We start from the raw sequence: 25,354 nt of genomic DNA on the forward strand, positions 1-25,354 counted from the left end.
ATCGCCGGCGATGCGACGGCCCGGGCTCGCATCGCGAGCCCGGGCCGCTTTTCGCCGATCGCCCGATCCGGTACGCCGTCAGTGCACGGTCACGGTCGGGCCGGGGAGCAGTTCCCGCAGTTCGTCCGGCAGCTCGGCGCCCATCTCGTCGGCCAGCCGCAGCGCCTCCTCCACGAGCGTCTCCACGATGACCGCCTCCGGCACGGTCTTGATGACCTTGCCCTTCACGAAGATCTGGCCCTTGCCGTTGCCCGAGGCCACCCCGAGGTCCGCCTCCCGGGCCTCGCCAGGCCCGTTCACGACGCAGCCCATCACGGCCACCCGCAGCGGCACCGGGAACCCGTCGAGCGCCGCGGTCACCTGCTCGGCCAGCGTGTAGACGTCGACCTGGGCGCGACCGCAGGACGGGCAGGAGACGATCTCCAGGCCGCGCTCGCGCAGGCCCAACGACTCCAGGATCTGCTGACCGACCTTGATCTCCTCGACCGGCGGAGCGGAGAGCGAGACCCGGATGGTGTCGCCGATGCCCTCGGCGAGCAGCGCGCCGAACGCCACAGCGCTCTTGATGGTGCCCTGGAACGCCGGCCCGGCCTCGGTGACGCCCAGGTGCAGCGGGTAGTCGCACTGCTCGGCGAGCTGCCGGTACGCCCGGATCATCACGACCGGGTCGTTGTGCTTGACCGAGATCTTGATGTCCCGGAAGCCGTGCTCCTCGAACAGCGAGCACTCCCAGAGCGCCGACTCGACAAGCGCCTCGGCGGTGGCCTTGCCGTACTTCTCCAGGAGCCGCTTGTCCAGCGAGCCGGCGTTGACGCCGATCCGGATCGGGACGCCGGCGTCGGAGGCCGCCTTGGCGATCTCCTTGACCTTGTCGTCGAACTGCCGGATGTTGCCCGGGTTGACCCGGACCGCGGCGCAGCCCGCGTCGATCGCGGCGAACACGTACTTCGGCTGGAAATGGATGTCGGCGATCACCGGGATCTGCGACTTCTTGGCGATCGCGGGCAGCGCCTCGACGTCGTCCTGGGACGGCACGGCGACCCGGACGATCTGGCAGCCGGCCGCGGTCAGCTCGGCGATCTGCTGCAGCGTCGCGTTGACGTCGGCGGTGAGCGTGGTGGTCATCGACTGCACGCTGACCGGAGCGCCGCCGCCGACCAGGACGCCGCCGACGTTGATCTGCCGGCTCTGGCGGCGCGGGGCCAGCGGCGGCGGGGGTACGGCCGGCATTCCGAGACTGATCGCGGTCATCGACTCACTCACTTGAAGATCGTAATCGGGTTGATGATGTCGGCGGTGGCGGTCAGCAAGGTGAACGCACCACCGATCAGAATGACCGCATAGGTGAGCGGCATGAGCTTGTAGTAGTCGACACGCCCCGGATCGGGTCGCCGGAGCCGCTGGTAGAGCCAGGACCGGACCTTCTCGTACCAGGCGATGGCGATGTGCCCGCCGTCCAGCGGGAGCAGCGGCAGCAGGTTGAACAGGCCGATGAACACGTTCAGCGAGATGAAGATCTGCCAAAAGATCTCCGGCACGCCCTTCTCGATCGCCTCGCCGCCGAGCCGGCTCGCGCCGATCACGCTGATCGGGGTGTCCGGGTCGCGCTCGTCGCCGGTGATCGAGTGCCACAGCGCCGGGATCTTCTGCGGGATCCGGGCCATCGCCTTGAACGAGTTCTCCACCAGGTACCAGCCGTACTCGCCGGAGCCCTGGAACGCGCCGGCCGGGCTGTAGTGCACCACGTACGGCTGGTCGGTGTCCCAGCTCAGGCCGGCCACCGAGACCAGCGCGACCTGGCCCTCCGGGTTGTCGATCGGCGCGCGCTCGTCGGTGATCAGGTCGACCTTGACGCTCTGCGCCCGACCGTCGCGGACGATCTCGAAGACGGTCGGGCCGGCCGGCGAGGCCCGGATGGCGTCGGTGAGCTGCCCGTAGTTCGCCACCGGGGTGTTGCCGACCTTGGTGACCAGGTCGAGGTCCTGCAGGCCGGCGGCCTTGGCCGGGGGCACGACGGCGCCGTTGACGCCCGGCGTGCAGGTCTCGCTCGCGGCCTTCTGCGCCGCGGCGTCCAGCTTCTTCAGCTCGGTCTGCACCGGGAGGCAGTCGCCGACCTCGATCATCGCGGGGTAGCTCCGCTGATCGGCGGTGTTCTGCGGGAGGTGGATGTTCGGCAGGCCGACCGAGACGGCCATCACCCAGGCGCCGGCCAGGGCGAGCAGGAAGTGGGTGATCGAGCCGGCCGACATCACGATCGTCCGTTTCCACACCGGGAAACGCCACATCGCCCGCGGCTGGTCCTCCGGCCGGACGTCGTCGTCCTGCGGGGTCATCCCGACGATCTTGCAGAAGCCGCCGAGCGGGATGGCCTTCAGGCCGTACTCCGTCTCACCGACCCGGAACGAGAAGATCGTCGGACCGAAGCCGACGAAGTACTGCGTCACCTTCATGCCGAAGCGCTTACCGGTGATCATGTGACCCAGCTCGTGCAGGCTCACCGAGATCAGGATGGTCAGCGCGAAGGCCGCCGTACCAAGCCAGAACGCCATCAGGCTCCTTCAGCCACAGTCGCGATCGTCCGCTGCGCCTGAGCACGAGCCCAGGCCTCTGCGGCCAGCACGTCATCGACGGTACCCGGCTCCGCGAAATCGGGAGCCGACGCGAGCACCCGCTCCAGGGTCTCGACGATGCCCAAGAAAGGTAGCCGACCCGCCACGAAAGCGGCCACACACTCCTCGTTGGCCGCGTTGAGGATCGCCGGGCGGCAGCGCCCGGCCCGGCCGGCCTCCTTGGCCAGCTCGACCGCGGGGAACGCCCGGTTGTCGAGCGGCCGGAACTCCCAGTTGTGCGCCATGGTCCAGTCCACCGCCGCGGCGGCCCGGGGCACCCGCTCCGGCCAGGCCAGGGCCAGCGCGATCGGCAGCCGCATGTCCGGCGGGCTGGCCTGGGCCAGCGTCGAGCCGTCGGTGAACTCGACCATCGAGTGGATCACCGACTGCGGATGGACCGTCACCTCGATGTCCTCGTACGGCACGCCGAACAGCTCGTGCGCCTCGATCACCTCGAGCGCCTTGTTCACCATGGTCGCCGTGTTGATCGTGACCACCGGGCCCATGTCCCAGGTCGGGTGCTTGAGCGCGTCCTCCGGCGTGACGTTCGTCAACTCCTCGCGGCGCCGCCCGCGGAACGCCCCGCCGCTGGCCGTCAGCACCAGCCGGCGCACCTCGCCGGCCCGGCCGCCACGCAGGCACTGGGCCAGCGCGGAGTGCTCGGAGTCGACCGGGACGATCTGGTCCTCCTTGGCGATCCGCCGGACCAGCGGGCCCCCGGCGACCAGCGACTCCTTGTTGGCCAGGGCCAGCGTCCGGCCCTCCTGCAGGGCGGCCAGCGTGGGCCCGAGCCCGAGGCTGCCGACCACGCCGTTGAGCACCACGTCACACGGCTGGCGGGCCAGCTCGGTCATCGCGTCCGGCCCGGCCACGATCCTGGGAAGCTTGAAGTCACCTGACGACCAGCCGCGCTTCTGCGCCTGCGCGTAAAAGGCCAATTGCAGGTCCTGTACGGCGGAGGCCGCCGCGACGCCGACCGCGTCCACCCGCAGTTCCAGCGCCTGGGCGGCGAGCAACTCCACGTTGCCGCCACCCGCGCCGAGCGCGACCACCCGGAACCGCTCCGGATTGCGGCGCACGATGTCGATGGCCTGGGTGCCGATGGATCCGGTGGAACCGAGCAGGACGAGGTCTCGCATGCCGCCCATCTTCCCGGACGCCGTCCCACCGCTCGCGCTCAGTCCTCCCCGCCGAGCGGATCCACCGGATCGACGGCGAAGGGGAAGGGCTCCAACGGGGAGGCGTCGTGCCCTGACCGGCCCGCCGCGCGGGCCCGATTCACCCTCCTGTGGACAACCGGGCTGGACTGGGTAGTTCACAGCCCATGAAGATCAGGGCGTTGCTCGGGCCGCTGCGTGGACGGGATCTCGCGTTGCACGCGGCGGCGGTGACGTTCTACAGCGGGATCGCTGTGGTGCCGGTCGCGCTGCTGGCGATCTGGCTGACCGGGCTGGTGGCCGGCGCGGACCGGGTACGGCGGCTGACCGGCCGTACCATCGCGGCTCTTCCGGACCAGATCGGCGCGCCCCGCGCGCTGGCCGCGCTGATCGACGCCGGCCTGCACCTCACCCCGCTGCTGGCGCTGGCCAGCCTGCTGCCGGCCACCCTCTACGGGGAGGGGCTGCGCCGGGCGTTCGTGTCGATCTACAAGACCAGCGGCGAGTCGCTGGTCGGCTGGCGTGGCCGGGTGCTCTGGCTGCCCCTGCTGGCCGCCGCCCCGGCGCTGCTGCTCTCGCTGTTCCTGGCGCTGCCCACCACCAGCTCGCTCTGGATCCGCGGCGGCTGGTGGTCGGTGCTCGGCGTGGTCCTGTCCTTCCTGGCCGCCTGGCTGGTCCTCACGCCCGTGGTGATCTGGGTCTTCCGCTACGTCGCGCCGGGCCGCCCGCCCTGGCTGCCGACGGTCTTGATCGGGTCGTTCACAGCCGCCAACCTCTCCGGCTTCCTGCACGGTTTCGTGCTGTTCTGCTCGCTGCCGCTGAACCTGGGCGCGCCGTTCGGCGGATTCGACCAGATCGGCGGAACGGTCGCGGTCGGCCTCTGGCTCTATCTGTTCCACACGATCGTTCTTGTCGGGTTCGCGGCAACCCATGCCGTCAAGCCGCGGTTGTCGGGCGAACCGTCGAGGGCGGACGAGGCCGGCGCAAGGTACCGTCGCTCGGCATGACCCCCATTCCCGACCGCGCCGACGTGGTGATCATCGGAGCCGGTCACAACGGCCTGGTCTCCGCGATCCTGCTGGCCCGCGCCGGGCTCGACGTCGTCGTGCTCGAGGCGGCCGGGGTGCTCGGCGGTGCCACCCGCACCGAGCACCCGTTCGCCAAAGTGCCCGGGCTCGGCCAGTCCACCGGTTCGTACCTGCTCGGCCTGATGCCGCCGGAACTGCTGCGGACCCTCGACGTCGACATCCCGGTGCTGCGCCGTGACCCGCACTACTTCCTGCCCACCCCCGGCCCGGCCGGCTCGCCGTACCTGTTGTTCGGCCGGGACCGCCAGGCCACCCGGCAGCAGCTGGAGACGTTCTTCTCGCCCCGCGACGCGGCCGCCGACGAGGCCCTCGCCGTGGAGATCGGCGCGCTGCGCGCCGATCTGGCGCCGTCCTGGCTCCACGAGCCCGGCTCGGTGGAGCAGATCGCCGACCGTTACGTCCGCCCACAGCTGCAGAGCACGTTCCTCGATCTCGTGCGCGGTTCGGTAGCCGACTACCTCGCCCGGTTCGGCTTCAAGAGCGAACTGCTGACCAGCATGTACGCGGTGACCGACGGCCTCTCCGGGTTGACCGCGGGCCCCGACGACCCGGGCACCGGGCACAACTTCCTGGTGCACAACATGTGCCGGCTGCCCGGCGCCGACGGCACCTGGCTGATCGCCGAGGGCGGCATGGGCACGGTGTCGCGTACCTTCGCCGGCGCCGCCCGGGCGGCCGGAGCGCGGCTGTTCACCGACGCCCGGGTGTCCGCGGTGACCGTGGACGGGGGCGCGGCCAGCGGTGTGGTGCTCGCCGACGGCCGGGCGGTCGGCGCCCGGGTGGTGCTCGGCAGCTGCGATCCGTACCAGCTGATGTCCCTGGTCCCGGAGGGTGTGCTGCCGGCCGAGCTGACCGAGCGGATGGCCGCGGTGCGCAAGCCCGGCACCACGCTCAAGGTCAACCTGGCGCTGCGTGGGCTGCCGGCGTTCAGCTGCCTGCCGGAGGGCGCGCCGTCCCCGTTCGGCTCGACGATCCACCTGCTGCCCGGCGCGGGCGACTCGCCGATGGCCGCGCTGCGGGAGATGTGGGCGCGGGTGCAGGCCGGGCAGCTGCCGGCCGAGCCGACCATCGAGTGGTATCTGCACACCACGGTCGACCCGTCGCTGCGGGACGCCGAGGGGCATCACTCGTCCGCGTTGTTCGTGCAGTCGGTGCCGTTCGAGCCGGCGGGCTCGTCGTGGGAGGCGGAGCTCCCGGCGTACGTGGAGCGCCTCCTGGCGATCTGCGACCGCTACGCCCCGGGGACCTCCGAGCTGGTCGCGGACGTGTTCCCGCTGACTCCCCCGGGCATCGAGCGGCACTTCGGGATCACCGGCGGTCACATCCACCACGTGGACAACACGGTCGCCTTCGACCGGCGCATGCCCTACTTCACCGGCGTCGACGGCCTCTACGCGGGCTCGGCGGGCACCCACCCCGCGGGAAGCGTGATCGGCGCCGCCGGCCACAACGCGGCCACCCGGATCCTCGAAGACCTCGGCCACCGCTGAACCGCGCCCCGGCCCCGGCACCTCCCGCCGGGGCCGCCCGTCCCGCGCGCTCGCGCCGGCCCGGCCCGTTCCCGCCCGCTCACCCGACCGCGACCTCGCCGGCCCGGCACGTTCCCACGCGCCCGCGCGACCTCGCAGGCCCGGCAGTCCCATCTCCGGTCCCGCGACTGCCGCCGCTCACGGTCCGGCTGGCGCTCAGGGGTCTCTCAACCGTCCCGGGACACCTCTCACAGCCAGCCGGAATGCGAGCCGCGCGGCGCGGACGCGCGTCCCGCCGGCCTCGCGGACCGACCACCACGACCGGATGATCGCCGGGCGGTCCGGCGCCGGGACCCCGCCGCGGCCGGGCAGGTCCCGGCCCGTACCGGCTAAGCGGTTTCGGTCCGGTGGGCCCTGATCTTGTGACCGACGCCGGTCAGGCAGCGGCCGCTGGGCAGGTCGAACTTCCAACCGTGGAGCTGGCAGGTCAGCACGTTGCCGTCGAGAACGCCGAAGCGGGACAGGTCGGCCTTCAGGTGCGGGCAGCGACGCTGCACGGTCCAGTCGCCGAACTGGGTGTCCTCGGCGTCGACCGCCTTCTCGTGCTCGTCGTACCAGCCCTCCGCGTACTGCAGACGCTCCTCGGAGAGGCACTTGAAGAACGCGTAGACGAACTCGTTGTACTGCCCGATGCGGGCCGCCGAGAAGCGGCAGGACAGGAACAGCGAGTTGACCCAGTCGCCCTCGTCGATGTGGATCAGGTGCTCGATCAGGGCGCGACCGGTCTTGAACCGGTACCGCACCTTCTCGTCGGCATATGCCCGGACCTGCTTGCCGGGGAAGTCGACCACGATCGACTCGATGACCTCGCCGTCCGGGCCGAACGAGTCGGTCAGGTCGAAGCGGACCGGGCCGCCGACCCCGTTCGCCAGGTAGATCGACTCCTCGAGCAGCGGCTCGATCCGCTTCTTCAGCTCGCCCAGCACGTCGATCTCCGGGTGCCGCCAGGACGCCTTCTCCGCGGCGATGATCGGGGCCTTGCGCTCCCGCATCTCCTCCAGGTGGGCGGCCTTGTTGGCGAAGAACTCCTCGACCGGCATCGGGTGCGTGGTGTGCTGCGTCCGGCCGCCGTCGGAGAGGACCGTCACACTGCCCGGGAGCTGCACGACGGCGTTGGTGCCGCCGACCTTCGCGTACTCCGACAGGAAGACGGACTGGTCGGGGAAGATGTTCCCCTCGTCGCCGTGGATGTCGTTGAACTGCCAGAGCGAGTCGTCGAGAAAGCACGGCGGGCCGGCGATCGGGAAGACGAAGTCCGCCTTCAGGTCGTCGATGTAGCGCCAGGTGCGGTCGAACTGCCGCTCCCGCTTCTGCTTGCCGAACGCGGTCTTCGCGTTCTCCGGCAGCTCGTAGACCATCGGGTACCAGATGGCGCCGGAGAACTGCAGCATGTGGGCGTGCACGTGGCCCAGCTCGTTGAAGCGGGTCAGGTCGGCGGGCCGGGCGTCGTTCTGGTTGAGAACCCGGATGCCGTCGTACTCCACCCAGAGCGAGGAGTCACCGATCGGGCCGTCGGTGGGGCTGATCAGCGCCTGGATCATCACCTTGAGGCCGCCGTCGAGCTCGTGCACCTCGTCCGACCTGGTCCGCAGGAAGCTGGTGAAGCCCAGCTCACGCAGCTCGTCCTCGAGCTGGCTGGTCGGGTACTCCGGGAGGAGGACGGTGGCCTTCTTGTTGATGAACCGCTTCAGGTGCTCCGCGTCGAAGTGGTCCCGGTGCAGGTGCGAGACGTACAGATAGTCGACGTCGCCGAGGGTCTCCCAATCAAGCTGGGAGTTGTCCGGGAACGGGAACCAGGAGGCGAAGTACGCCGGGTTCACCCACGGATCGCACAGAATGCTGCCCGCGGCCGTGTCGATCCGCATGCTCGCATGGCCGGTGCCCGTGATCCGCACTTGATCGCTCCTCTGCTTCGGGCCGTGGTGACCGCATCGCTTTTCTGACCGCATCGAAAGTACAGCCGGGTTGCCGGGTTCCGCCCATCGGCCCCGTGACAGACTGTGGATAACGCTCAGATCATCGACGAGGAGGACCGACGTGTCGGCGTTGGAGGAACACGAGGACGTCTACGCTCCGGACCAGCTGAAGCCGACCAACCGCCGGCGCGCCCAGCGGGGCGCGATCATCTCGGCAGTGGTCCTGCTGATGTTCTTCTGGGGCAACCAGGAGGGCAACACCGAGAAGGTGTGGCTCGTCGTGATCGCGGCCTTGCTGGTCGCCGCCGTGATCGGCGACATCGTGCTGCGCAAGGCCGGCCTGCGGCCGAACGACTGACCCGCGTGCACCACGAGTAGGGCCCGCCAGGAGCGGGCCCTACTCGTTTCGTCCTCTAGCGGCGGCCGCGCAGCAGGATGTCCTTCACCTCGCGCAGGGCCGCGTCCACCTCGGCCTCGAAGTAACCGTTCGGGACCAGGCCGAACTGCAGCATGTCCAGCTCGTTCTCGTTCACCGGCATGGGGCCGCGACCGGTCATCGCCTGCAGGATGCCCTCGAACAGCCGGTCCACCTGCATCGGGTCGTAACCGCTGCCGAAGCGGCGCGGCTGGAACGTGCGGCGCAGCTGGTCGACGCGGTACAGCTCGCCGCCCGGCTCGCCGATCGGCGGGCCCAGGTGCGACTGCTGCGGCTGACCGTAACCACCGGGCGGGCCGCTCATCGGGGCGCCCGGCATCGGCGAGCCCGGCATCCCGGCCGGCGGCTGCTGCTGCATCGGGTTGCCCATCGGCGCGGGCGGCATCGGCGGGCCGCCGTAACCGCCGCGCGGGTCCCGGTCAGGCATCCGGATCTCGGCGGTCATGTCGGCGCGGCCGTGCCGGCCCGGTTCGAACCCGTTGTACGTCGTCGGCTCGTCGTAGCCGCCCTGGTCGTAGCCCGGCGGGGGCTGCGGCGCGTTGCGCTGCGGGAGCTGCGGCTGGCCACCGTACGTCGTGGGCTCGTCGTAACGGCCGCCGCCATACGGGTCCGGCTGCGGCATCTGCGGGCGCTGCGGCGTCTGCGGCGGCATCATCCGGTCGTCCCGGATCGGGGCCGGGATCCGCTCGGTCTGCGCCATGCTCGGATTGCTCATCCCCTGATTGCCGAACTGCTGCTGGCCGGGGTTGCCGAACTGCGGGCCGGGCGGCTGCATGCCCGGCTGCGACGGGCCGGGCTGCTGCGGGCCGCCCATGCCCATGCCGGCGCCGGCCATCCCGTTGCGGGGCATGCCCCCCGGACCACCGGAGAGCGCCGGCGGGCCGCTGGGCTGGTTGATCGCGCCGGAGCGCTCGATCGAGCCACGGTCGATGGCGCCGGAACGGTCGGCCGACAGGCCACCGCGCATCGAGTCGCGCATCGAGTCGACCGGGCGGCCGCCGCGCTCCTCGAACTCGGCGAGCTGTCGCTCCACCCGGTCGAGGTGCAGGTCGACCTGCCACTCGTCGTAGCCGCCGAAACGCACCCGGAAGACGACGTCGTGCACCTCCTGGGCGGCGACCGGAGGGCCGACCTGCTCACCGGCGAGGGTCGCCTCGACCCGGTCCAGGAAGGCGTCGACCTCGTCGACCTTGTAGCCCCGGCGCAGTGCGCGCCGCCGGAAACGCTGTCCCTGACTCGTCACAACGTCTCCCACTCCGCTCGCTGGGACCTGAGCCCAGTCACTGTGCCACCTCCGCGTCGGCTGCGACGGCTCCCGCGCCTGCCTGCGTCAGCTCGCCCGCGGCCAGCTGGCCACAGGCACCGTCGATCTCGCGGCCCCGGGTGTCGCGGACCGTGGTCGCGACGCCGGCCTCCCGCAGCCGCCGGACGAACTCCCGCTCGACCGGTTTCGGGCTGGCATCCCACTTGCTGCCCGGGGTCGGGTTCAGCGGGATGAGATTCACATGGGCCAGCTTGCCGTGCAGTAGGCGGCCAAGCAGGTCGGCACGCCAGGGCTGATCGTTTACGTCCCTGATCAGGGCGTATTCGATGGAGACCCGACGGCCGGTCTGCGCCGCGTAGTCGAACGCGGCATCGAGCACCTCGGCCACCTTCCAACGCTGGTTGACGGGCACAAGCTCATCGCGCAGATCATCATCGGGGGCATGCAGTGACAACGCAAGAGTCACGGAGAGCTGTTCGGCGATCAACCGGCGCATTGCGGGCACCAAACCCACCGTGGACACCGTGATGTGCCGTTGTGAAAGCCCGAGGCCCTCCGGAGCGGGGGCGATGAGGCGCCGAACGGCCTCGATCACCCGCGGATAGTTGGCCAGGGGCTCACCCATCCCCATGAAGACCACCCGGGAGAGCCGCGGCGGTGAACCGGTCACCGCGCCGGAGGCGGCCACCCCGGCGAGGTAGACCACCTGATCGACGATTTCGGCGACCGAGAGGTTGCGGGTCAGGCCCTGTTGGCCGGTCGCGCAGAACGGGCAGGCCATCCCGCACCCCGCCTGGCTCGAAACGCAGGCGGTGATCCGGTCGGGGTAGCCCATCAGCACGCTCTCCACCAGCGCGCCGTCGTGCAGCCGCCACAGCGTCTTGCGGGTGGCCCCGTCGTCGCAGGCCTGCTCGCGGATCGGGGTCAGCAGCGTGGGCAGCAGCTCGGTGGTGAGCTTGTCGCGGGTGGCCGACGGCAGGTCGGTCATCTCCGCGGCGTCACGCACCAGGCGGCCGAAGTAGTGGGTGGAGAGCTGCTTGGCCCGGAAGGCCGGCTCGCCCAGGCCCGCCACGGCCGCCTTGCGCCCGGCGAGGTCCAGGTCGGCGAGGTGGCGCGGGGGCATGCTGGGACGGCGGCGGGTCGACACCGCGTCGGGCTGGTCGGGACTGATCGGGATGACCGGAAGAATCGTCATGGCGTATCCAGTCTCCCACGCTTCACCGGCAGGTCGGCCATGGCTAGTTCGGTGCGATGATCGCGAAGAGCAGGTAGGCGGTGGGAACCGCGAAGAGGATGGAGTCCAGCCGATCCATCAGACCGCCATGGCCGGGCAGCAGGTTGCTCATGTCCTTGACGCCGAGGTCGCGCTTGAGCATCGACTCGGCCAGGTCGCCGAGAACCGCGACCACCGAGATCACGGCGCCGAACAGCAGGCCGTAGTAGACCGGGATCTCCATCAGGAAGAACAGCAGGGCGCCACTGCCGATCGCGGCCGCGGTGACCGAGCCGGCGAAGCCCTCCCAGGACTTCTTCGGGCTGATCCGCGGGGCCATCGGGTGCTTGCCGAGGAATACGCCGGCGGCGTAACCGCCGGTGTCCGACAACACGACGGCGACCACCGTGGCGAGCACCCGCCACTGGCCGTCGTCCGGGCGCACCAGCATCGCGGCGAAGCTGAGCAGGAACGGCACGTACACCGAGATCAGGGTGATGGCGGTGAAGTCGCGGCGGACCGCCCGCGTGCCGTCGGCGAGACGCCAGAGCGCGGCCGCGCCGATCGTGGCGAGCAGGCCGAGGGTGAGCGCGTCGGCGCCTTCGTACCAGGCCAGGCCGGTCATCACCGCGGTGCCCGCGATCAGCGGGATGAGCGGCGGGCGGGCCCCGGTCACGGACAGGGCGCGGGCGGTCTCCCAGACGCCGACTCCGGCGGCCACCACCACCACGCCGAGCAGGGCCGGCGGCCAGACCAGCAGCGCGGCCAGCACGACCAGGCCCAGGCTGAGCCCGACCGCGATGGCGGCGGGCAGGTTGCGGCCGGCGCGGCTCTTGCCCTGCTCCGGGCTGCGGCCACGGCCGGCGCGGCGCCTGCCGGGGCCGCGCCGGGCCGGCTCGGAAGGCGGCGCCTGCTCGTCCGCGTGCCAGGCGCGGTTCGGGTACGCCGGCACGCTCGTGTCGTCGCCGGAGGTCTGCCCGGCACGCGGATCGAGGTAGGACATCAGACTTCGAGCAGCTCGGCTTCCTTGTGCTTGACCAGCTCGTCGATCACCGAGACGTAGCGGTGGGTGACGTCGTCGAGCTCCTTCTCGGCGCGACGGCCGTCGTCCTCACCGGTCTCGCCGTCCTTGACCAGCTTGTCGATCTGCTCCTTGGCCTTGCGGCGCACGTTGCGGATGGCCACCCGGCCCTCCTCCGCCTTGCCGCGCGCCACCTTGATCATCTCGCGGCGGCGCTCCTCGGTCATCTGCGGCAGGTGGATGCGCAGCTGGGTGCCCTCGTTGTTGGGGTTGACCCCGAGGTCCGAGTCACGGATGGCGCGCTCGATCGGGCCGAGCTGGCTGTTGTCGTACGGCTTGACGATGACCATGCGCGGCTCGGGGACGCCGACCGAGGCCATCTGGGTCACCGGCGTGGGCGCGCCGTAGTAGTCGACCAGGATCTTGGAGAACATCGCCGGAGTGGCCCGGCCGGTCCGGATGGCGGCGAACTCCTCCTTGGCGTGCTCGACCGCACTGTCCATCTTTTCTTCGGCCTCAAAGAGGGTTTCCTCGATCACCGGCTCTTCTCGCCTCCTTGCTGTCTTCGGTGGTGCGGGATGTGGGCACGTCAGTCGCGATGAGCGAGCTCACGCGGTGATCAGGGTGCCGATCTTCTCGCCGGCACACGCGCGCACGATCGTGTCGTCGCCGTCCGCGCCGAAGACCAGCATCGGCAGCTTGTTCTCCTCGCACAGGCTGAACGCGGCCTGGTCGGCCACCCGCAGCCCCCGCTGGAGGATCTCCTGGAAGGTGATGTTCTCCAGCTTGCGCGCGCCCGGGTCGATCCGGGGGTCCGCGGTGTACACCCCGTCGACGCCGTTCTTGCTCATCAGCACCATGTCGGCGTGGATCTCCAGCGCGCGCTGGGCGGTCACCGTGTCGGTGGAGAAGTACGGCATGCCCGCGCCGGCGCCGAAGATCACGACGCGGCCCTTCTCCAGGTGCCGGATCGCGCGGAGCGGAATGTACGGCTCGGCGACCTGGGCCATCGTGATGGCCGTCTGCACCCGGGTCTCGATGCCCTCCTTCTCCAGGAAGTCCTGGAGGGCCAGGCAGTTCATCACCGTGCCCAGCATGCCCATGTAGTCCGCGCGGTTCCGGTCCATGCCGCGTTTCTGCAGCTCGGCGCCGCGGAAGAAGTTGCCGCCACCGACCACCACGGCCACCTGGATGCCGCGCCGGTTCACCGTGGCGATCTGCCTGGCCAGCGCCTGGACGACGTCGGGGTCGACGCCGACCGCGCCGCCGCCGAACACCTCGCCGGACAGTTTCAGCACGACCCGGCGCGGCCGCATGGCCGGCGGGTTCTCGTCGACCGTGGCGGACTGCTCGGTCACCATCGTCATGAGACCCGCCTTCCCTTCGCTTTCTGCAGGAGACCCTATGCGACCGGGAGGCCGGACGCTCAATCGCGTTCCCGACCTCCCGTGCCAAGCGTTGTGGAGCCTTATTCCTGGCCGACCTCGAACCGGACGAACCGGGTGAGCTCGATGCCGGCCTCGCTGGCGACCTGCTTGACCGTCTTCTTGTTGTCGACGACGGAAGCCTGCTCCAGCAGGACGAAGTCCTTGAAGAAGGAGTTCACCCGGCCCTCGACGATCTTCGCGATCGCCTGCTCCGGCTTGCCCTCCTCGCGAGCGGTCTGCTCGGCGATCCGGCGCTCCGACTCGACGACCTCGGCCGGAACCTCGTCACGGGTCAGGTACTTCGGCCGCATCGCGGTGATCTGCATGCCGATGCCGCGGGCGTCCGAGTCGGCCGCCTCGTCGTCCTTGCCGGTGTACTGCACCAGGACGCCGACCTGCGGCGGCAGGTCCTGCGCCTTGCGGTGCAGGTAGACCGCGACGGTGCCGTCCAGGATCGTGAAGCGGTTCAGGACGATCTTCTCACCGATCTTGGCGGCGTAGTCCTGGACCAGGTCGGCGACGGTCTTGCCGTCCTCGATCGTGGCGGCCAGCAGAGCGGCGGCGTCGGCCAGCTGGTTCTGCTCGCCGAAGGTGACCAGGCGCTGACCCAGCTCGACGAAGTCGGGGGTCTTGGCGACGAAGTCGGTCTCGCAGTTCAGCTCGAGCAGGGCCTTGCCGGAGTGGCTGACGATGCCGTTGGCGGCGGTCCGGCCGGCCCGCTTGCCGACGTCCTTCGCGCCCTTGATCCGCAGGAACTCGACGGCCTTGTCGAAGTCGCCCTCGGACTCCTCGAGCGCCTTCTTGCAGTCCATCATGCCGGCACCGGTGAGGTCGCGGAGCTTCTTCACGTCCGCGGCGGTGTAGTTAGCCATGACTCTCTTCTCGATGTCAGTCGGGAGAACGGCCGCCGCCCGTCAACGACGGCGGCCGCAAGCACGTCGGTCGACTTACTCGGCCGGGGCGGCAGCGGGCGCCGCGGCGGCCGGCTCGGCGGCGGCCGGCTCGGCAGCCGCCGGCTCGGCAGCGGCCGGGGCGGCCTCGTCGGCCTTCTTCTCGCCACCCTCGTAGAGGTCCCGCTCCCACTCGGGCAGCGGCTCGCCGGCGGCGACGGCGCCCGCCTCGGGCTTCGCGTCGGCGTCACCGCGGTTGCGGCCGGAACGGGCGATCAGGCCCTCGGCGACGGCGCTGGCGATCACCTTGGTGAGCAGCTCCGCGGAGCGGATCGCGTCGTCGTTGCCCGGGATCGGGAAGTCGACCTCGTCCGGGTCGCAGTTGGTGTCGAGCACCGCGATGACCGGAATGTTGAGCTTCCGCGCCTCGTCGACCGCGATGTGCTCCTTCTTGGTGTCCACGACCCAGATCGCCGACGGGACCTTGGTCATGTCACGCAGACCACCGAGGGTCTTGGTGAGCTTCTCCTTCTCGCGGGAGAGCTGGAGGGTCTCCTTCTTGGTGTAGCCGGCGGCGGTGCCGCTCAGGTCACCCAGGGCCTCGAGCTCCTTCATCCGCTGAAGGCGCTTGTAAACGGTCTGGAAGTTGGTCAGCATGCCGCCGAGCCAACGGTGGTTCACGTACGGCTGGCCGACCCGCGTCGCCTGCTCGGCGATGGCCTCCTGGGCCTGCTTCTTGGTGCCGACGAAGAGGATGTGGCCACCCTCGGCGACGGTGTTCCGGACGAAGCTGTACGCCTTCTCGATGTAGTCGAGGGTCTGGCGCAGGTCGATGATGTAGATACCGTTGCGCTCGGTGAAGATGAAGCGCTTCATCTTCGGGTTCCAGCGACGGGTCTGGTGCCCGAAGTGGACACCGCTCTCCAGCAGCTGGCGCATGGTCACGACGGCCATGGTGGTGCTCCCTGATCTGCCCTGGTTGTCACGCCCACCGGCGGTGAGCGTCCTGGCGCCCGGTCGACGGCCACAGTCGGACCCGACGATCATCGGGACCAGGGAGGGCCGTCGCCGCCGGCCGACGCGCCAGGAACAGCGGGTCGGAACGGTCGGAGGGCGCGCGAGGTCGACCGCGTGGGCGGTCGCCAGGCACAAGCATACGCCAAGCCGTTTCCGGCTAAGCGACGGCCAAGCCCGCCGCCAACAGCAAGATCAAACCGATGGGGAGGTACGCCGCGGGCGGGCGCAGCCACGCGTCGCGGTCCGCCTTCGCGGCTCCGCCGGCTGCCGCGTGCACGCCGAAGCCGGTGAGCGCCAGACCCAGGGTGAGCAGCACCGCGGGAACGATGCCGCGGGCGGTGGGATCCGAGGCGAAGGTCACGCTCAGCAGCAGCCGCAGCGCCGGGAGGACCAGGACCGCCGTCCCGACCGCCACGACCACCGAGGAGAGCGGGCGGCGCCGGGCCGCGCCGCGCGGCTCCACCCTCACCGGCGGGACCAGGGTGGTCGCCTGGTCCGGCGGCTGTTGCGGGACCGGCGGCAGCGAGGGCGGCGGAATGGTCGGATATTCCGGGCCGCGGACCGGAATGCGGCCCGACTCGTACGGGGCGGTGGCGGGGCGCTGCTCGGGCAGGCGCACGGCGCCGGTGTCGTACGGCTGCTCGCGCCACGCGTGCGAACCGGAGACCTCGGGCTCGGCCGGGTATCGGGGTGGATCGGTGTACCGGCTCCCCGAGTACCAGCTGGGGCCGGACTCGTCGGCGTAACGATGCTCCACGAATTCGCACCGTAGGCGACCGGGGCCGATCACACCACAGGTAGGCACATATCACACCGCATCGGCGACCGTGCCGGAATCCACAATGACGCTCTGTCCACAGGCAGATCCACGGCGAGCGACCGACCCTGCCACCGTCCGGCGGCATGACGACTCAGCGACAGGCGATCGGGGCGTACGGCGAGCGACAGGCCGCCCGGTATCTGGAAGAGCGCGGGCTGGTGGTGCTGGCCCGCAACTGGCGGTGCGCCGACGGCGAGATCGACCTGATCCTGCGGGACGGCGACACCGTGGTGTTCTGCGAGGTCAAGACGCGGCGCACGGCGGCCTTCGGGCCACCCTCGGCCGCGGTCCACCGGCGCAAGGTGCACAAGCTGCGGCAGCTCGCGCTCCGCTGGCTGGCCGAGTCCGGCACGTCCTCGCCGCAGATCCGCTTCGACGTGGTGGAGGTGCTGCCGCAGCCGCGGGGCGCCGCCCGGGTCGCGCACATCCCGGCGGCGTTCTGATGAGCTACGCCCGGGTGCTCTGTGTCGGACTGATCGGGGTGGCCGGCCGCCTCGTCGAGGTGGAGGCGGACCTGTCCGTCGGCCTGCCCGCCGTGGTGCTGACCGGCCTGCCGGACACCGCGCTGCACGAGGCCCGCGACCGGGTGCGCGCGGCAGTGGTCAACAGCGGCTGCGCGTGGCCGAACCGGCGGATCACCGTCAACCTGCTGCCGGCCGCGCTGCCCAAGCACGGCAGCGGCTTCGATCTCGCCATCGCCGCGGCGCTGCTCACCGGGGCCGGTGAGCTGCCCCCCGGGCCGCTGGAGCGGGTTCTCCTGCTCGGCGAGCTCGGCCTGGACGGGGCGGTCCGCCCGGTGCGCGGCGTGCTGCCGATGGTCGCCGCGGCCGCGCGGGCCGGGATCACCCGGGTGATCGTGCCGCTGGCCAACGCCCGGGAGGCGACAGTGGTCCCCGGGGTGACCGTCCGCGCCGTGGACACGCTGCGCCGCCTCGCCGACTTCGTCCGCGGCGCCGACCGGCTGCTCGACCCGCCGCCGGAGTCCCCGCCGCCGGCCCGCGGCGGACCCGACCTGGCCGACGTGGCCGGGCAGCAGCTCGGACGGTACGCCGTGGAGATCGCCGCCGCCGGTGGCCACCATCTGGCGCTGCTCGGCCCGCCGGGCTCGGGCAAGACGATGCTGGCCGAGCGGCTACCGTCGATCCTGCCGTCGCTGAGCGACGAGGCGGCGCTGGAGGTGACGGCGCTGCAGTCGATCGCCGGGGTGCTCCCGCCGGACAGCGGGCTGATCCGGCGACCGCCGTATCAGGCGCCGCACCACAGTTCCAGCCTGGCGGCGCTGATCGGCGGGGGCAGCGGGCTGGCGCGGCCGGGCGCGCTCTCCCTGGCCCACCGGGGCGTGCTGTTCCTGGACGAGGCGCCGGAGATCGCCCGGGCGACCCTGCAGGCCCTGCGGCAGCCGCTGGAGAGCGGCCAGGTGGTGCTGGCCCGGGCCCGGGGCACGACCGAGTACCCGGCCCGGGTGCAACTGGTCCTCGCCGCGAATCCCTGCCCCTGCGCGACCACGGACCAGCGCTGCACCTGCAGCCCGCAGGTCCGGCGGCGCTACCTGGCCCGGCTCTCCGGGCCGCTGCTGGACCGCGTGGACATCAAGGTGGACCTGCTGCCGATGCGAGCCGCGCAACTGATGGCCGACGACCGGCCGGCCGAATCGTCGGAGGTGGTGGCCGCCCGGGTGCTGCGGGCCCGGACGGCGGCGTCGCAGCGATGGGGGCCGTGCGGGTGGGGGCTCAACGCCGAGGTGCCCGGACCCCAGCTCCGCCGGCCGCCGTGGCTGTTGCCGGCGAAGGACACCAGGGTGCTGCGGGAGGCACTGGACCGCGGGACGGTGTCGGCCCGGGGCTTCGACCGGGTGTTGCGCCTGGCCTGGACGATCGCGGATCTGGACGGACGCGATCGGCCCGGTGGCGGCGACGTGGCGGAGGCGCTGCAGCTACGAACCGGCGCCCCGGCCGCCTCCTGGACGCCGTCCGGGCCCACGCACTCCGCCGCCCCTGCCTCGTCCCCGGCGCGGTCGTGATGGGTGAGCCGGGAAGTCACGCCGATCGGATCGCCCGGGCCGCGCTCACCTGGCTGGCCGAGCCCGGCAACCGCGCGGTCTGGACGCTGGTCCAGCGGGCCGGAGCGCCGGCCACCCTGCACCGCCTGCTCGCCGGGGACATCCCGGACCGGTTCCTGCGCTCCACGGTCGCCGCGCGCTCCGCGGCCGGCGACGCCCGGCAGGTGGCGGAGACGGCGCTGCGCGAGGCGGGGCGGATCGGCGCCCGCCTGGTGGTGCCCGCGGACGACGAGTGGCCGGCCCGGGTGGACGCGCTGGCGCAGCTGGAAATCGACAGCGGCGGGCGGGTGAACCGGGACACCCGGCCGCCGCTCTGCTTCTGGGTGCGCGGCGAGCTGCCGCTGGGCTCGGCGTTGGACCGGTCGGTGGCGATCGTGGGGGCGCGGGCGTCCACCGGGTACGGCGACCACGTCACCCGCGAACTGGCGTACGGGCTGGCCGAGCGCGGCTGGACGGTGACCTCCGGCGGCGCGTTCGGGATCGACGCGGCGGCCCACCAGGGTGCGCTCGCCGCGGGCGGGAGGACCGTGTCGGTGCTGGCCTGCGGCGTGGACCGGCCGTACCCGGCGGGCAACTCGACGATGTTCGCGGGGATCGCCGAGCGGGGCCTGCTGATCAGCGAGTGGCCACCGGGCTCCGAGCCGTTCAAGCACCGCTTCCTGATCCGGAACCGGGTGATCGCGGCGGCCACCGCGGGCACCGTCATGGTCGAGGCCGCCGCCCGCAGCGGCGCTACCCAGACGATGAGTCGGGTGCTGGCGCTGGGCCGGCCCGCGATGGTCGTACCGGGGCCGGTGACCTCGGCGATGTCGGTGGGCTGCCACGAGGTGCTGCGCGCCCACCCACAGGCGCGGCTGGTCACCTCGGTCGCCGACGTGCTGGAGGAGGTCGGCCGGATCGGCGAGTACCTGGAGCCGGCGCCCCGCGGCGCCGAGCGGGCGCACGACCGGCTGGACGAGGAGTCCGCGCTGGTCCTGGAGGTGGTCCCGGGCCGCGGGGTGGCGACTCCGGAGGAGCTCGCGGCCCGGGCCCGGCTGGATCTGCGTACGGTGCTGCGCCGCCTGTCCCTGCTCGAGGCGGCCGGCCTGGTGGTACGGACCGAGGCCGGCGTCGCGCTGGCGCCCCGGGGCGGCTAGTCATGTGGACTCCACCACCCGATCGGGGGAAAGATCCGGCACGCCCGGCGGCCGGGAGAGCGCCGATCCGGACGTCCGATGTGGACTGCCGGCCCCGCGGCGAGGCCGTGCACCACCGCGTTCAGCGCGTGAACGCCGCGGAAACTTTCGTCCGCGTGCCGGACCTCCGGCGCCGCTGTCGCGCGGCAGCCGGGCGGCCCGGCCCCTTCGTCGCACGCGCGCCGTCCGGGACGGCGCGGCAGCGATCAGTCCTCGGATTCATCCAGGTCACGACGGTGGACCTTCATCCAGGCCTCGACGTCCTCGGTCAGCCACACCTTGCCCTGCGCCAGGTCGGCGACCGGCTTGGGAAAGTCCGCGCGGCTGGTGATCTGGTACGCCCGTTGGCGACTGACCCCGCCCAGGCGGATACGGATCTCGTGTGCGCCCATGAGGCGGATCGGCTTCACTCCCACATGATCGACCGTAGGCGCGGGACTATTAGGCATTCAGCATGTTGGCGGCAGACAGCTAGTCGTTCGTTCATTAGGATCGTCGCCATGACTAGATGTCGACCGTCAACCGGACAAGTCCCCCTATCCCCTAGTCACCGCCGGGATTGGCGGACCCTGTGGCGCCGTTGCCGATGCGGCCTGCCGGCCCCGTGCGTCGACCGGCTGGTGCCCGCGCCGGCCAAGCCGTACCCGCCACGGCCGGTCGCTCCGGGCCGCGGAGCAACACCCGCACATTCCGACAATGTGGTCGGAGAGCCGCAGAAACCCCGGCTGAGCGCGCCGCACACACAGCGCGAGCCCCTCGACGAGCGCAACAAGGAGGGGCCCGGCGCCGGTGGAGCACCTCGGATCTGCTCATCCCGGGCCGACGCCGGCGAGCACGGTGGACACCCGATCGAACGCGTTCCGGCGCCGCTACCGCGGCGCCGGCACCTGGAGGCGAACGTGGGCGGGGCCGGCAATCCGACGCCGGGACAACGGTTCCGCGCGTGCTGCAACGACCCGTTCAAGAACCATCTGCACCGGCGTCGCGGCCGCCGCTGAGCGCCACGGCGGACGGCACACAAGGAGGCAACGCACCGTTCAGGATGCCGTCGTACCGCGGGGTCGCGGGCCGGCGCCGCGGAGAAGTCCGCCGGCGTCGGCCGGGCCGCGGGCGGCGGCCCGCACCGGATCCGGGGGGAAACAACGTTGACCGTCGCACGAGAAGCCGAGCACCTGCATGACCGGCCGGGCTGGAACTGCCGCATCTGCGGCCGCCCCTGGCCGTGCGCCACGGCGAAGACCAATCTGCTGTACGAGTACCGCGCCTTTCCCTCACTGCTGCGGATCTACCTGTCCGCGCAGATGTACGACGCGATCGAGGACATGGTCACGGACGAGGGAATTCCGCTGAACCTGTACGAGCGGTTCCTCGCCTGGGCCTGGCACAAGCCGCCAACTCCGTGACCAACCCACCGCCCGCCGTCGCCACCCACCGCCGCGCAGGCCGCACCGCACGTGCCGCAGCGCGTCCGCCCACACGCGCCGCGCCCCAACCGGGCCACCACCCACACGCGCCGCGCCCCAACCGGGCCACCATCCGCGCGCGCCGCACCCCACTGGGCCGCCACCCGCGCGCCGCGCCACAACCGGGCCGCCACCCGGATCGGCGCTGCCGACGTGGCCGGAGTGGGGGTGGCCGGATCGAGTCGGTACGGCTGGGCTCCGCATGGCGAACGGGCGACGGTCGCGCCCAGCAGCCTTTCGGCCAGCCTGGCAAAACCGTCGCCCGCTCTTCCGTCCGGTCCGGCTGGGCCTTCCCGGTGCGGCATCCCCATCATAGTTATATTGGGCTGTAGGTACAACGTGACGGAACATCGTGGTCACGTAAAATAATCGCCATGATCGATCATTCGGCGGACCGGGCGGTCTTCCGTCAGCTGGCTGACCTGCTGCGGGATCGCATCAAGTCCGGTGAGTTGGGCCCCGGGGAGCCGTTGCCCAGTGAGCTTCGCCTCGCTCAGGACTATGGGATCAGCCGCACCACGGTGCGCCAGGCGATCGGGCAGCTGCGCACCGAGGGGCTCGTCACGGTCGACCGGCCACGCGGGACGTTCGTCCGAGTGCCCGAGCCTGTCCAGGTCATCCCGCTGGCCCGCGGCGAGCGCGCCGGCGCCCGGATGCCGACCGACGCGGAGCGCCGCAAGTACCGGCTCGGCGAAGGCGTCCCGGTCCTGGTCGTGACCACGCCGGACGGCACCGAGACGGTGCACCCCGCCGACCGCGTCCAGATCACCCGCCCCTGATCCCGGGACCAACGCTCCGCTCCCCCGCGCCGATCGGCGGCTTCTCCACACCACACGCGTCCCCGCCCGGGACAAGACCGACCCGGGCCCCCGCGCCGATCGGTGGCTTCCCCACACCACACGCGTCCTCGCCCGGGACAAGACCGACCCGGGCCGCCGCGATCCGGGCCTCACCGATGAGCACGCAGGGAATGGCAGCAGACAGGCGGACGTCGCGCGGGCCGGCGCAGGCGGCGGGACCGGACGGCGGGGCTGCCGGCTCGGTGCCGAACGGATTCGCTTCGGGTGGCGCGCCATGGACGGACCATAGGGGTGGGGTACGACAAGAAGCGGCACACTGAACACCGTGGACGCCTACCGACGACGGCCTCGGGCCAAGCGCGTGACCGATCTGCACCAGACGCTGCCTCCGGATCTGCGGGACGCGGTGGACCGGTTCGGGCATCACCTGGCGGTCGTCGAGGATCGATCCGCGCATACCGTGCGGGCCTACCTGGGCGACGTCGTCTCGCTGCTCGCGCACGCCGCCGGCCAGGGCTGCACGACCGTGGCCGACCTCGACATCACGGTGCTGCGCGGATGGCTGGCGGCCCGGCTGGGCGAGGGCGCCGCCCGCACCTCACAGGCGCGCCGCGCCGCCGCGGTCCGGACCTTCACCGGATGGGCGCACCGCATCGGCCTGGCACCCGCGGACGCCGGCGCCGGGTTGGCGAGCCCGCGCGCACACCGTGACCTCCCCCACGTCCTCCGCGCGGACCAGGCCGCCGCCCTGGTCACCGCCCCCGGAGCAAGACAGGCCACCGAGCCGGGGACCTCCCGGGCAGGACGAGCCGGCGAACCGGAGAACCGGCCCGCGGGCGAAGCCGGCAGGCCGGCGGACCCGCGGGTGAGCGAGGGCGGGCAGGTGGCAGGCGACGGCGGGCCAGAAGCCGGGCACGCGAGCGAAGACGCGGAGGAAGACCGGCACGGCGGACCGGCGGGCGGGGACGTCGTCGCGATCCGCGATCGGGCGGTGCTGGAGCTGCTCTACGCCACAGGCATCCGGGTCAGCGAACTCTGCGACCTCGACCAGTCCGACATCGATCACTCCCGGCAGGTGGTCCGGGTGTTCGGCAAGGGTGGCAAGGAACGCGCCGTCCCCTACGGCCATCCCGCCCGGGACGCCCTGGCCGCCTGGCTGAGGCTGGGCCGCCCGACGCTGACCGCCGCGAACAGCGCGACGCGCGCCAGCACCGCGGACGGCAAACGCGCGAGAGGCCACGTCCCGGAAGACGACGCGACGACAGCGGGCCGGAGGGGAGCCGCACCCGCGAACCGCGCGGGGAACGGCCCGAACAGCGGAAAACGCACCGGCAGGGGCGTCCGGGGCGACAGCGACGCGCTCTTCCTCGGCCTCAAGGGTGGCCGCCTGCAACCCACCGTGGTCCGCCGGATCGTCTCGGCCGCCGCCCGCGCCGCGAACCTCCCGCACGCCAAACCGCACGACCTACGCCACTCCGCCGCCACCCACCTGCTCGACGGCGGCGCGGACCTGCGCGCGGTCCAGGAGCTGCTCGGCCACAGCTCGCTGTCCAGCACCCAGATCTACACCCACGTCTCCACCGAGCGCCTACGTGCCGCCTTCGATCAGGCGCATCCACGAGCCTGAACACCGTACGATCGGAAACCATGAGCGCCGAAGATCCACCGCAGCCCATCCCCGGCGCCCGGCTCCTGTTCTCGCTGGATCCCGCGGTCTCCTATCTCAACCACGGGTCCTTCGGGGCGCTGCCGATCAGCGTGCAGCGGGCGCAGCAGCGACTGCGCGACGAGATGGACCTGAACCCGATGCGGTTCTTCGGCGCCGGCCTGCTCGACCGGATCAGCCACACCCGACGGCATCTGGCCGCCTTCCTCGGCGCCGACCCGGAGGGCAGCGCCCTCACCACGAACACCACCACGGCGGTCAGCCTGGTGCTGCAGTCCGCCGGCCTGGGCAGCGCCGACGAGGTGCTGCTCACCGACCACTCCTACGGCGCGGTCGCGATGGCGGCCCGGCGGGAGTGCCGGCGGACCGGGGCGACGGTGCGGACGGTGGCCGTGCCGCTCGGCGCCTCCAGCGCGGAGACCGTCTCGCGGGTGCGGACGGCGCTGCGCCCCGGGCGCACCCGGCTGCTCATCATCGACCAACTGACCTCGGCCACCGCCACCCTGATGCCGGTGAAGCAGATCGTCGCGGCGGCCCGCGCCCAAGGCATCCCGGTGCTCGTGGACGCCGCGCACGTGCCCGGCATGCTGCCGGTGGACGTGGACGACATCGGCGCCGACTTCTGGGCGGGCAACCTGCACAAGTGGGCGTGGGCGCCGCGCGGCACGTCCCTGCTGGTGGTGGCGAAGGAGTGGCGGCGGCGGATCGATCCGCTGGTCGTCTCCTGGGAGCACGACCGGGGCTTCCCGGCCTCCGTGGAATCGCACGGGACCGCCGACTACACACCGTGGCTGGCGGCTCCGGCCGGTGTCTTCGCGATGCGCACGCTCGGCTTGGACGCCATCCGGCGGCACAACGCGGCGCTCGTGGCCTACGGCCAGCGGGTGGTCGGAAGCGCCCTCGGCCTGGACCCGGCGGACCTGCCGGACCCGGGCGGACCCGGGGTCTCGATGCGGATCGTCCCGCTGCCGGCCGGGCTGGCCACGACCGTGCCCGAGGCGCACGCGCTGCGCCAGCACATCGCCGACAAGCTGGGCGTGGAGACCCAGATGACCGCCTGGGGCGGCCGTGGCCTGCTCCGGCTGAGCGCGCAGATCTACAACCGGCCGGAGGAGTACCACCACCTCGCCGACCGGCTGCCCGCACTGCTGAGCACCTGGCAGTGGTGACCGCCGGCCGGCGGTAGCGGAGCCCGCCGGCCGGACAGCCGGCAGCGGCGCCGGCCGGCCCGCGGCGGACGAGAGCGGCAGCAGCCGCACCCGGCCCAGCCCCAGCAGCGTGAGCGGATCGAGATAGTCCGCACCGCGGCGGGCACCCCAGTGCAGGCAGGCGGCCTCCGGACAGCCCGGGTGCCCGGCCGCCAGCACACCCAGCCGCTGCCCCGCGAGCACCGGATCCCCGGCCGCCACGGACGGGTCGACCGGCTCATAGGTGCTGCGCAGCCCGCCCGGGTGCGCGACGCTGACCACACCGCGCCCGGCCAGCAGCCGGGCCCAGACCACGGTGCCGGCCGCGATCGCCCGGACCGGCGTCCCCACCGCGCCGCCGAGGTCGACCCCGCGATGCCCGGCCAGCCACGGCGCCGGCGGCGCCTCGAACCGCCGCACCAGCCGTGGCGGCGTCAGCGGCCAGAGAACCGGAACCGGAAGCGGGCCCGGCGCCGGGGCCAGAAGCGCGGCCGGGACCGGAGTCGAACGCGGAGCCGGCAGCGCGGCCGGGACCGGGCCGCGAGCCGGAGAACGAAGCGCCGCCGGGACCGGACCCGGCACCGTGGCCAGAAGGAGCGCCAGAACGATGAACATGC

Annotated in this window: 22 protein-coding genes and 2 pseudogenes; 10 read left to right on the plus strand and 14 right to left on the minus strand. The window is 72.0% G+C overall.

Annotation, left to right across the window (positions count from 1 at the left end):
• Positions 1-78: 78 nt before the first annotated feature.
• From ispG to dxr, 3 genes are read right to left on the minus strand one after another with little or no spacing between them, the layout of a single operon-like run.
• Positions 79-1,251 carry a flavodoxin-dependent (E)-4-hydroxy-3-methylbut-2-enyl-diphosphate synthase gene (gene ispG, locus Asi03nite_RS02095; protein ID WP_203676881.1) on the minus strand — a complete coding sequence of 391 codons (1,173 nt, stop codon included), beginning with the start codon at positions 1,249-1,251 and terminating at the stop codon, positions 79-81.
• An 8-nt stretch (positions 1,252-1,259) separates the two neighbouring features.
• Positions 1,260-2,549, minus strand: coding sequence for a M50 family metallopeptidase (locus Asi03nite_RS02100; protein WP_203676653.1), 1,290 nt, complete (start codon positions 2,547-2,549; stop codon positions 1,260-1,262).
• A complete protein-coding gene (gene dxr, locus Asi03nite_RS02105; protein WP_203676654.1) occupies positions 2,549-3,757 on the minus strand; it encodes a 1-deoxy-D-xylulose-5-phosphate reductoisomerase in 1,209 nt (402 codons plus the stop codon). The genes Asi03nite_RS02100 and dxr overlap by 1 nt, the downstream gene beginning before the upstream one ends.
• A gap of 176 nt (positions 3,758-3,933) precedes the next feature.
• On the opposite strand from dxr, the gene Asi03nite_RS02110 reads away from it, so the two are divergent.
• Positions 3,934-4,773 (plus strand): YhjD/YihY/BrkB family envelope integrity protein, encoded by an 840-nt coding sequence (locus Asi03nite_RS02110; protein ID WP_203676655.1) that lies wholly within the window; start codon positions 3,934-3,936, stop codon positions 4,771-4,773.
• Positions 4,770-6,344 (plus strand): phytoene desaturase family protein, encoded by a 1,575-nt coding sequence (locus tag Asi03nite_RS02115; RefSeq protein ID WP_203676656.1) that lies wholly within the window; start codon positions 4,770-4,772, stop codon positions 6,342-6,344. Before Asi03nite_RS02110 ends, Asi03nite_RS02115 begins: the two co-directional genes overlap by 4 nt.
• A 368-nt stretch (positions 6,345-6,712) precedes the next feature.
• On the opposite strand, the gene Asi03nite_RS02120 is transcribed toward Asi03nite_RS02115, so the two are convergent.
• Positions 6,713-8,278, minus strand: coding sequence for a Rieske 2Fe-2S domain-containing protein (locus Asi03nite_RS02120; RefSeq protein WP_203676657.1), 1,566 nt, complete (start codon positions 8,276-8,278; stop codon positions 6,713-6,715).
• A gap of 142 nt (positions 8,279-8,420) precedes the next feature.
• Here Asi03nite_RS02120 and Asi03nite_RS02125 point away from each other — a divergent pair, with 142 nt between their 5' ends.
• A complete protein-coding gene (locus Asi03nite_RS02125; protein WP_203676658.1) occupies positions 8,421-8,657 on the plus strand; it encodes a DUF2631 domain-containing protein in 237 nt (78 codons plus the stop codon).
• Positions 8,658-8,712: 55 nt separating this feature from the next.
• Here the strand turns inward: Asi03nite_RS02125 and Asi03nite_RS02130 are convergent, their stop codons facing one another.
• From Asi03nite_RS02130 to Asi03nite_RS02165, 8 genes and pseudogenes are all read right to left on the minus strand, one after another.
• Positions 8,713-9,978 carry a DivIVA domain-containing protein gene (locus Asi03nite_RS02130; RefSeq protein ID WP_203676659.1) on the minus strand — a complete coding sequence of 422 codons (1,266 nt, stop codon included), beginning with the start codon at positions 9,976-9,978 and terminating at the stop codon, positions 8,713-8,715.
• Positions 9,979-10,015: 37 nt separating this feature from the next.
• Positions 10,016-11,194: a dual-specificity RNA methyltransferase RlmN gene (gene rlmN / locus Asi03nite_RS02135; protein WP_203676660.1), complete on the minus strand. Its 1,179-nt coding sequence runs from the start codon at positions 11,192-11,194 to the stop codon at positions 10,016-10,018.
• Positions 11,195-11,237: 43 nt separating this feature from the next.
• Positions 11,238-12,131 (minus strand): annotated as a pseudogene (locus tag Asi03nite_RS02140) (phosphatidate cytidylyltransferase); the annotation flags it as partial.
• A gap of 83 nt (positions 12,132-12,214) precedes the next feature.
• A complete protein-coding gene (gene frr / locus Asi03nite_RS02145; protein WP_203676662.1) occupies positions 12,215-12,772 on the minus strand; it encodes a ribosome recycling factor in 558 nt (185 codons plus the stop codon).
• A gap of 69 nt (positions 12,773-12,841) precedes the next feature.
• Entirely contained in the window at positions 12,842-13,594 is a 753-nt protein-coding gene (pyrH, locus tag Asi03nite_RS02150; RefSeq protein WP_203676882.1) for a UMP kinase, read from the minus strand.
• A gap of 107 nt (positions 13,595-13,701) precedes the next feature.
• Positions 13,702-14,532: a translation elongation factor Ts gene (tsf, locus tag Asi03nite_RS02155; protein WP_203676663.1), complete on the minus strand. Its 831-nt coding sequence runs from the start codon at positions 14,530-14,532 to the stop codon at positions 13,702-13,704.
• Between the two features lie 75 nt (positions 14,533-14,607).
• Positions 14,608-15,504, minus strand: coding sequence for a 30S ribosomal protein S2 (rpsB, locus tag Asi03nite_RS02160; protein WP_203676664.1), 897 nt, complete (start codon positions 15,502-15,504; stop codon positions 14,608-14,610).
• Positions 15,505-15,724: 220 nt separating this feature from the next.
• Positions 15,725-16,324 (minus strand): hypothetical protein, encoded by a 600-nt coding sequence (locus tag Asi03nite_RS02165; RefSeq protein ID WP_203676665.1) that lies wholly within the window; start codon positions 16,322-16,324, stop codon positions 15,725-15,727.
• Between the two features lie 146 nt (positions 16,325-16,470).
• On the opposite strand from Asi03nite_RS02165, the gene Asi03nite_RS02170 reads away from it, so the two are divergent.
• The 3 genes from Asi03nite_RS02170 to dprA are packed head-to-tail and all read left to right on the plus strand — an operon-like array spanning position 16,471 to position 19,582.
• A complete protein-coding gene (locus tag Asi03nite_RS02170) occupies positions 16,471-16,830 on the plus strand; it encodes a YraN family protein (protein ID WP_203676666.1) in 360 nt (119 codons plus the stop codon).
• Positions 16,830-18,407, plus strand: coding sequence for a YifB family Mg chelatase-like AAA ATPase (locus tag Asi03nite_RS02175; RefSeq protein ID WP_203676667.1), 1,578 nt, complete (start codon positions 16,830-16,832; stop codon positions 18,405-18,407). Before Asi03nite_RS02170 ends, Asi03nite_RS02175 begins: the two co-directional genes overlap by 1 nt.
• A complete protein-coding gene (dprA, locus tag Asi03nite_RS02180) occupies positions 18,407-19,582 on the plus strand; it encodes a DNA-processing protein DprA (protein WP_203676668.1) in 1,176 nt (391 codons plus the stop codon). Before Asi03nite_RS02175 ends, dprA begins: the two co-directional genes overlap by 1 nt.
• Positions 19,583-19,827: 245 nt before the next feature.
• Here dprA and Asi03nite_RS02185 read toward each other — a convergent pair whose 3' ends face one another.
• On the minus strand, positions 19,828-20,013 hold the full coding sequence (locus Asi03nite_RS02185) for an AlpA family phage regulatory protein (protein WP_052164533.1): 186 nt from the start codon (positions 20,011-20,013) through the stop codon (positions 19,828-19,830).
• Between the two features lie 753 nt (positions 20,014-20,766).
• Here Asi03nite_RS02185 and Asi03nite_RS02190 point away from each other — a divergent pair.
• The 4 genes from Asi03nite_RS02190 (at position 20,767) to Asi03nite_RS02205 (ending at position 24,719) form a co-directional block, all read left to right on the plus strand.
• On the plus strand, positions 20,767-21,024 hold the full coding sequence (locus Asi03nite_RS02190; RefSeq protein ID WP_239102302.1) for a hypothetical protein: 258 nt from the start codon (positions 20,767-20,769) through the stop codon (positions 21,022-21,024).
• A 434-nt stretch (positions 21,025-21,458) separates the two neighbouring features.
• Positions 21,459-21,863 carry a winged helix-turn-helix domain-containing protein gene (locus tag Asi03nite_RS02195; RefSeq protein WP_203676669.1) on the plus strand — a complete coding sequence of 135 codons (405 nt, stop codon included), beginning with the start codon at positions 21,459-21,461 and terminating at the stop codon, positions 21,861-21,863.
• Between the two features lie 382 nt (positions 21,864-22,245).
• Positions 22,246-23,511 (plus strand): tyrosine recombinase XerC, encoded by a 1,266-nt coding sequence (locus tag Asi03nite_RS02200; protein ID WP_239102303.1) that lies wholly within the window; start codon positions 22,246-22,248, stop codon positions 23,509-23,511.
• A 20-nt stretch (positions 23,512-23,531) separates the two neighbouring features.
• Entirely contained in the window at positions 23,532-24,719 is a 1,188-nt protein-coding gene (locus Asi03nite_RS02205) for an aminotransferase class V-fold PLP-dependent enzyme (RefSeq protein WP_203676670.1), read from the plus strand.
• 126 nt (positions 24,720-24,845) lie between these two features.
• On the opposite strand, the pseudogene Asi03nite_RS02210 reads toward Asi03nite_RS02205, so the two are convergent.
• A pseudogene (locus Asi03nite_RS02210) lies at positions 24,846-25,352 on the minus strand (M23 family metallopeptidase); the annotation flags it as partial.
• Between the last annotated feature and the right edge of the window lie 2 nt (positions 25,353-25,354).

The sequence above is a fragment of the Actinoplanes siamensis genome (assembly GCF_016862395.1).
GTDB lineage: Bacteria > Actinomycetota > Actinomycetes > Mycobacteriales > Micromonosporaceae > Actinoplanes > Actinoplanes siamensis.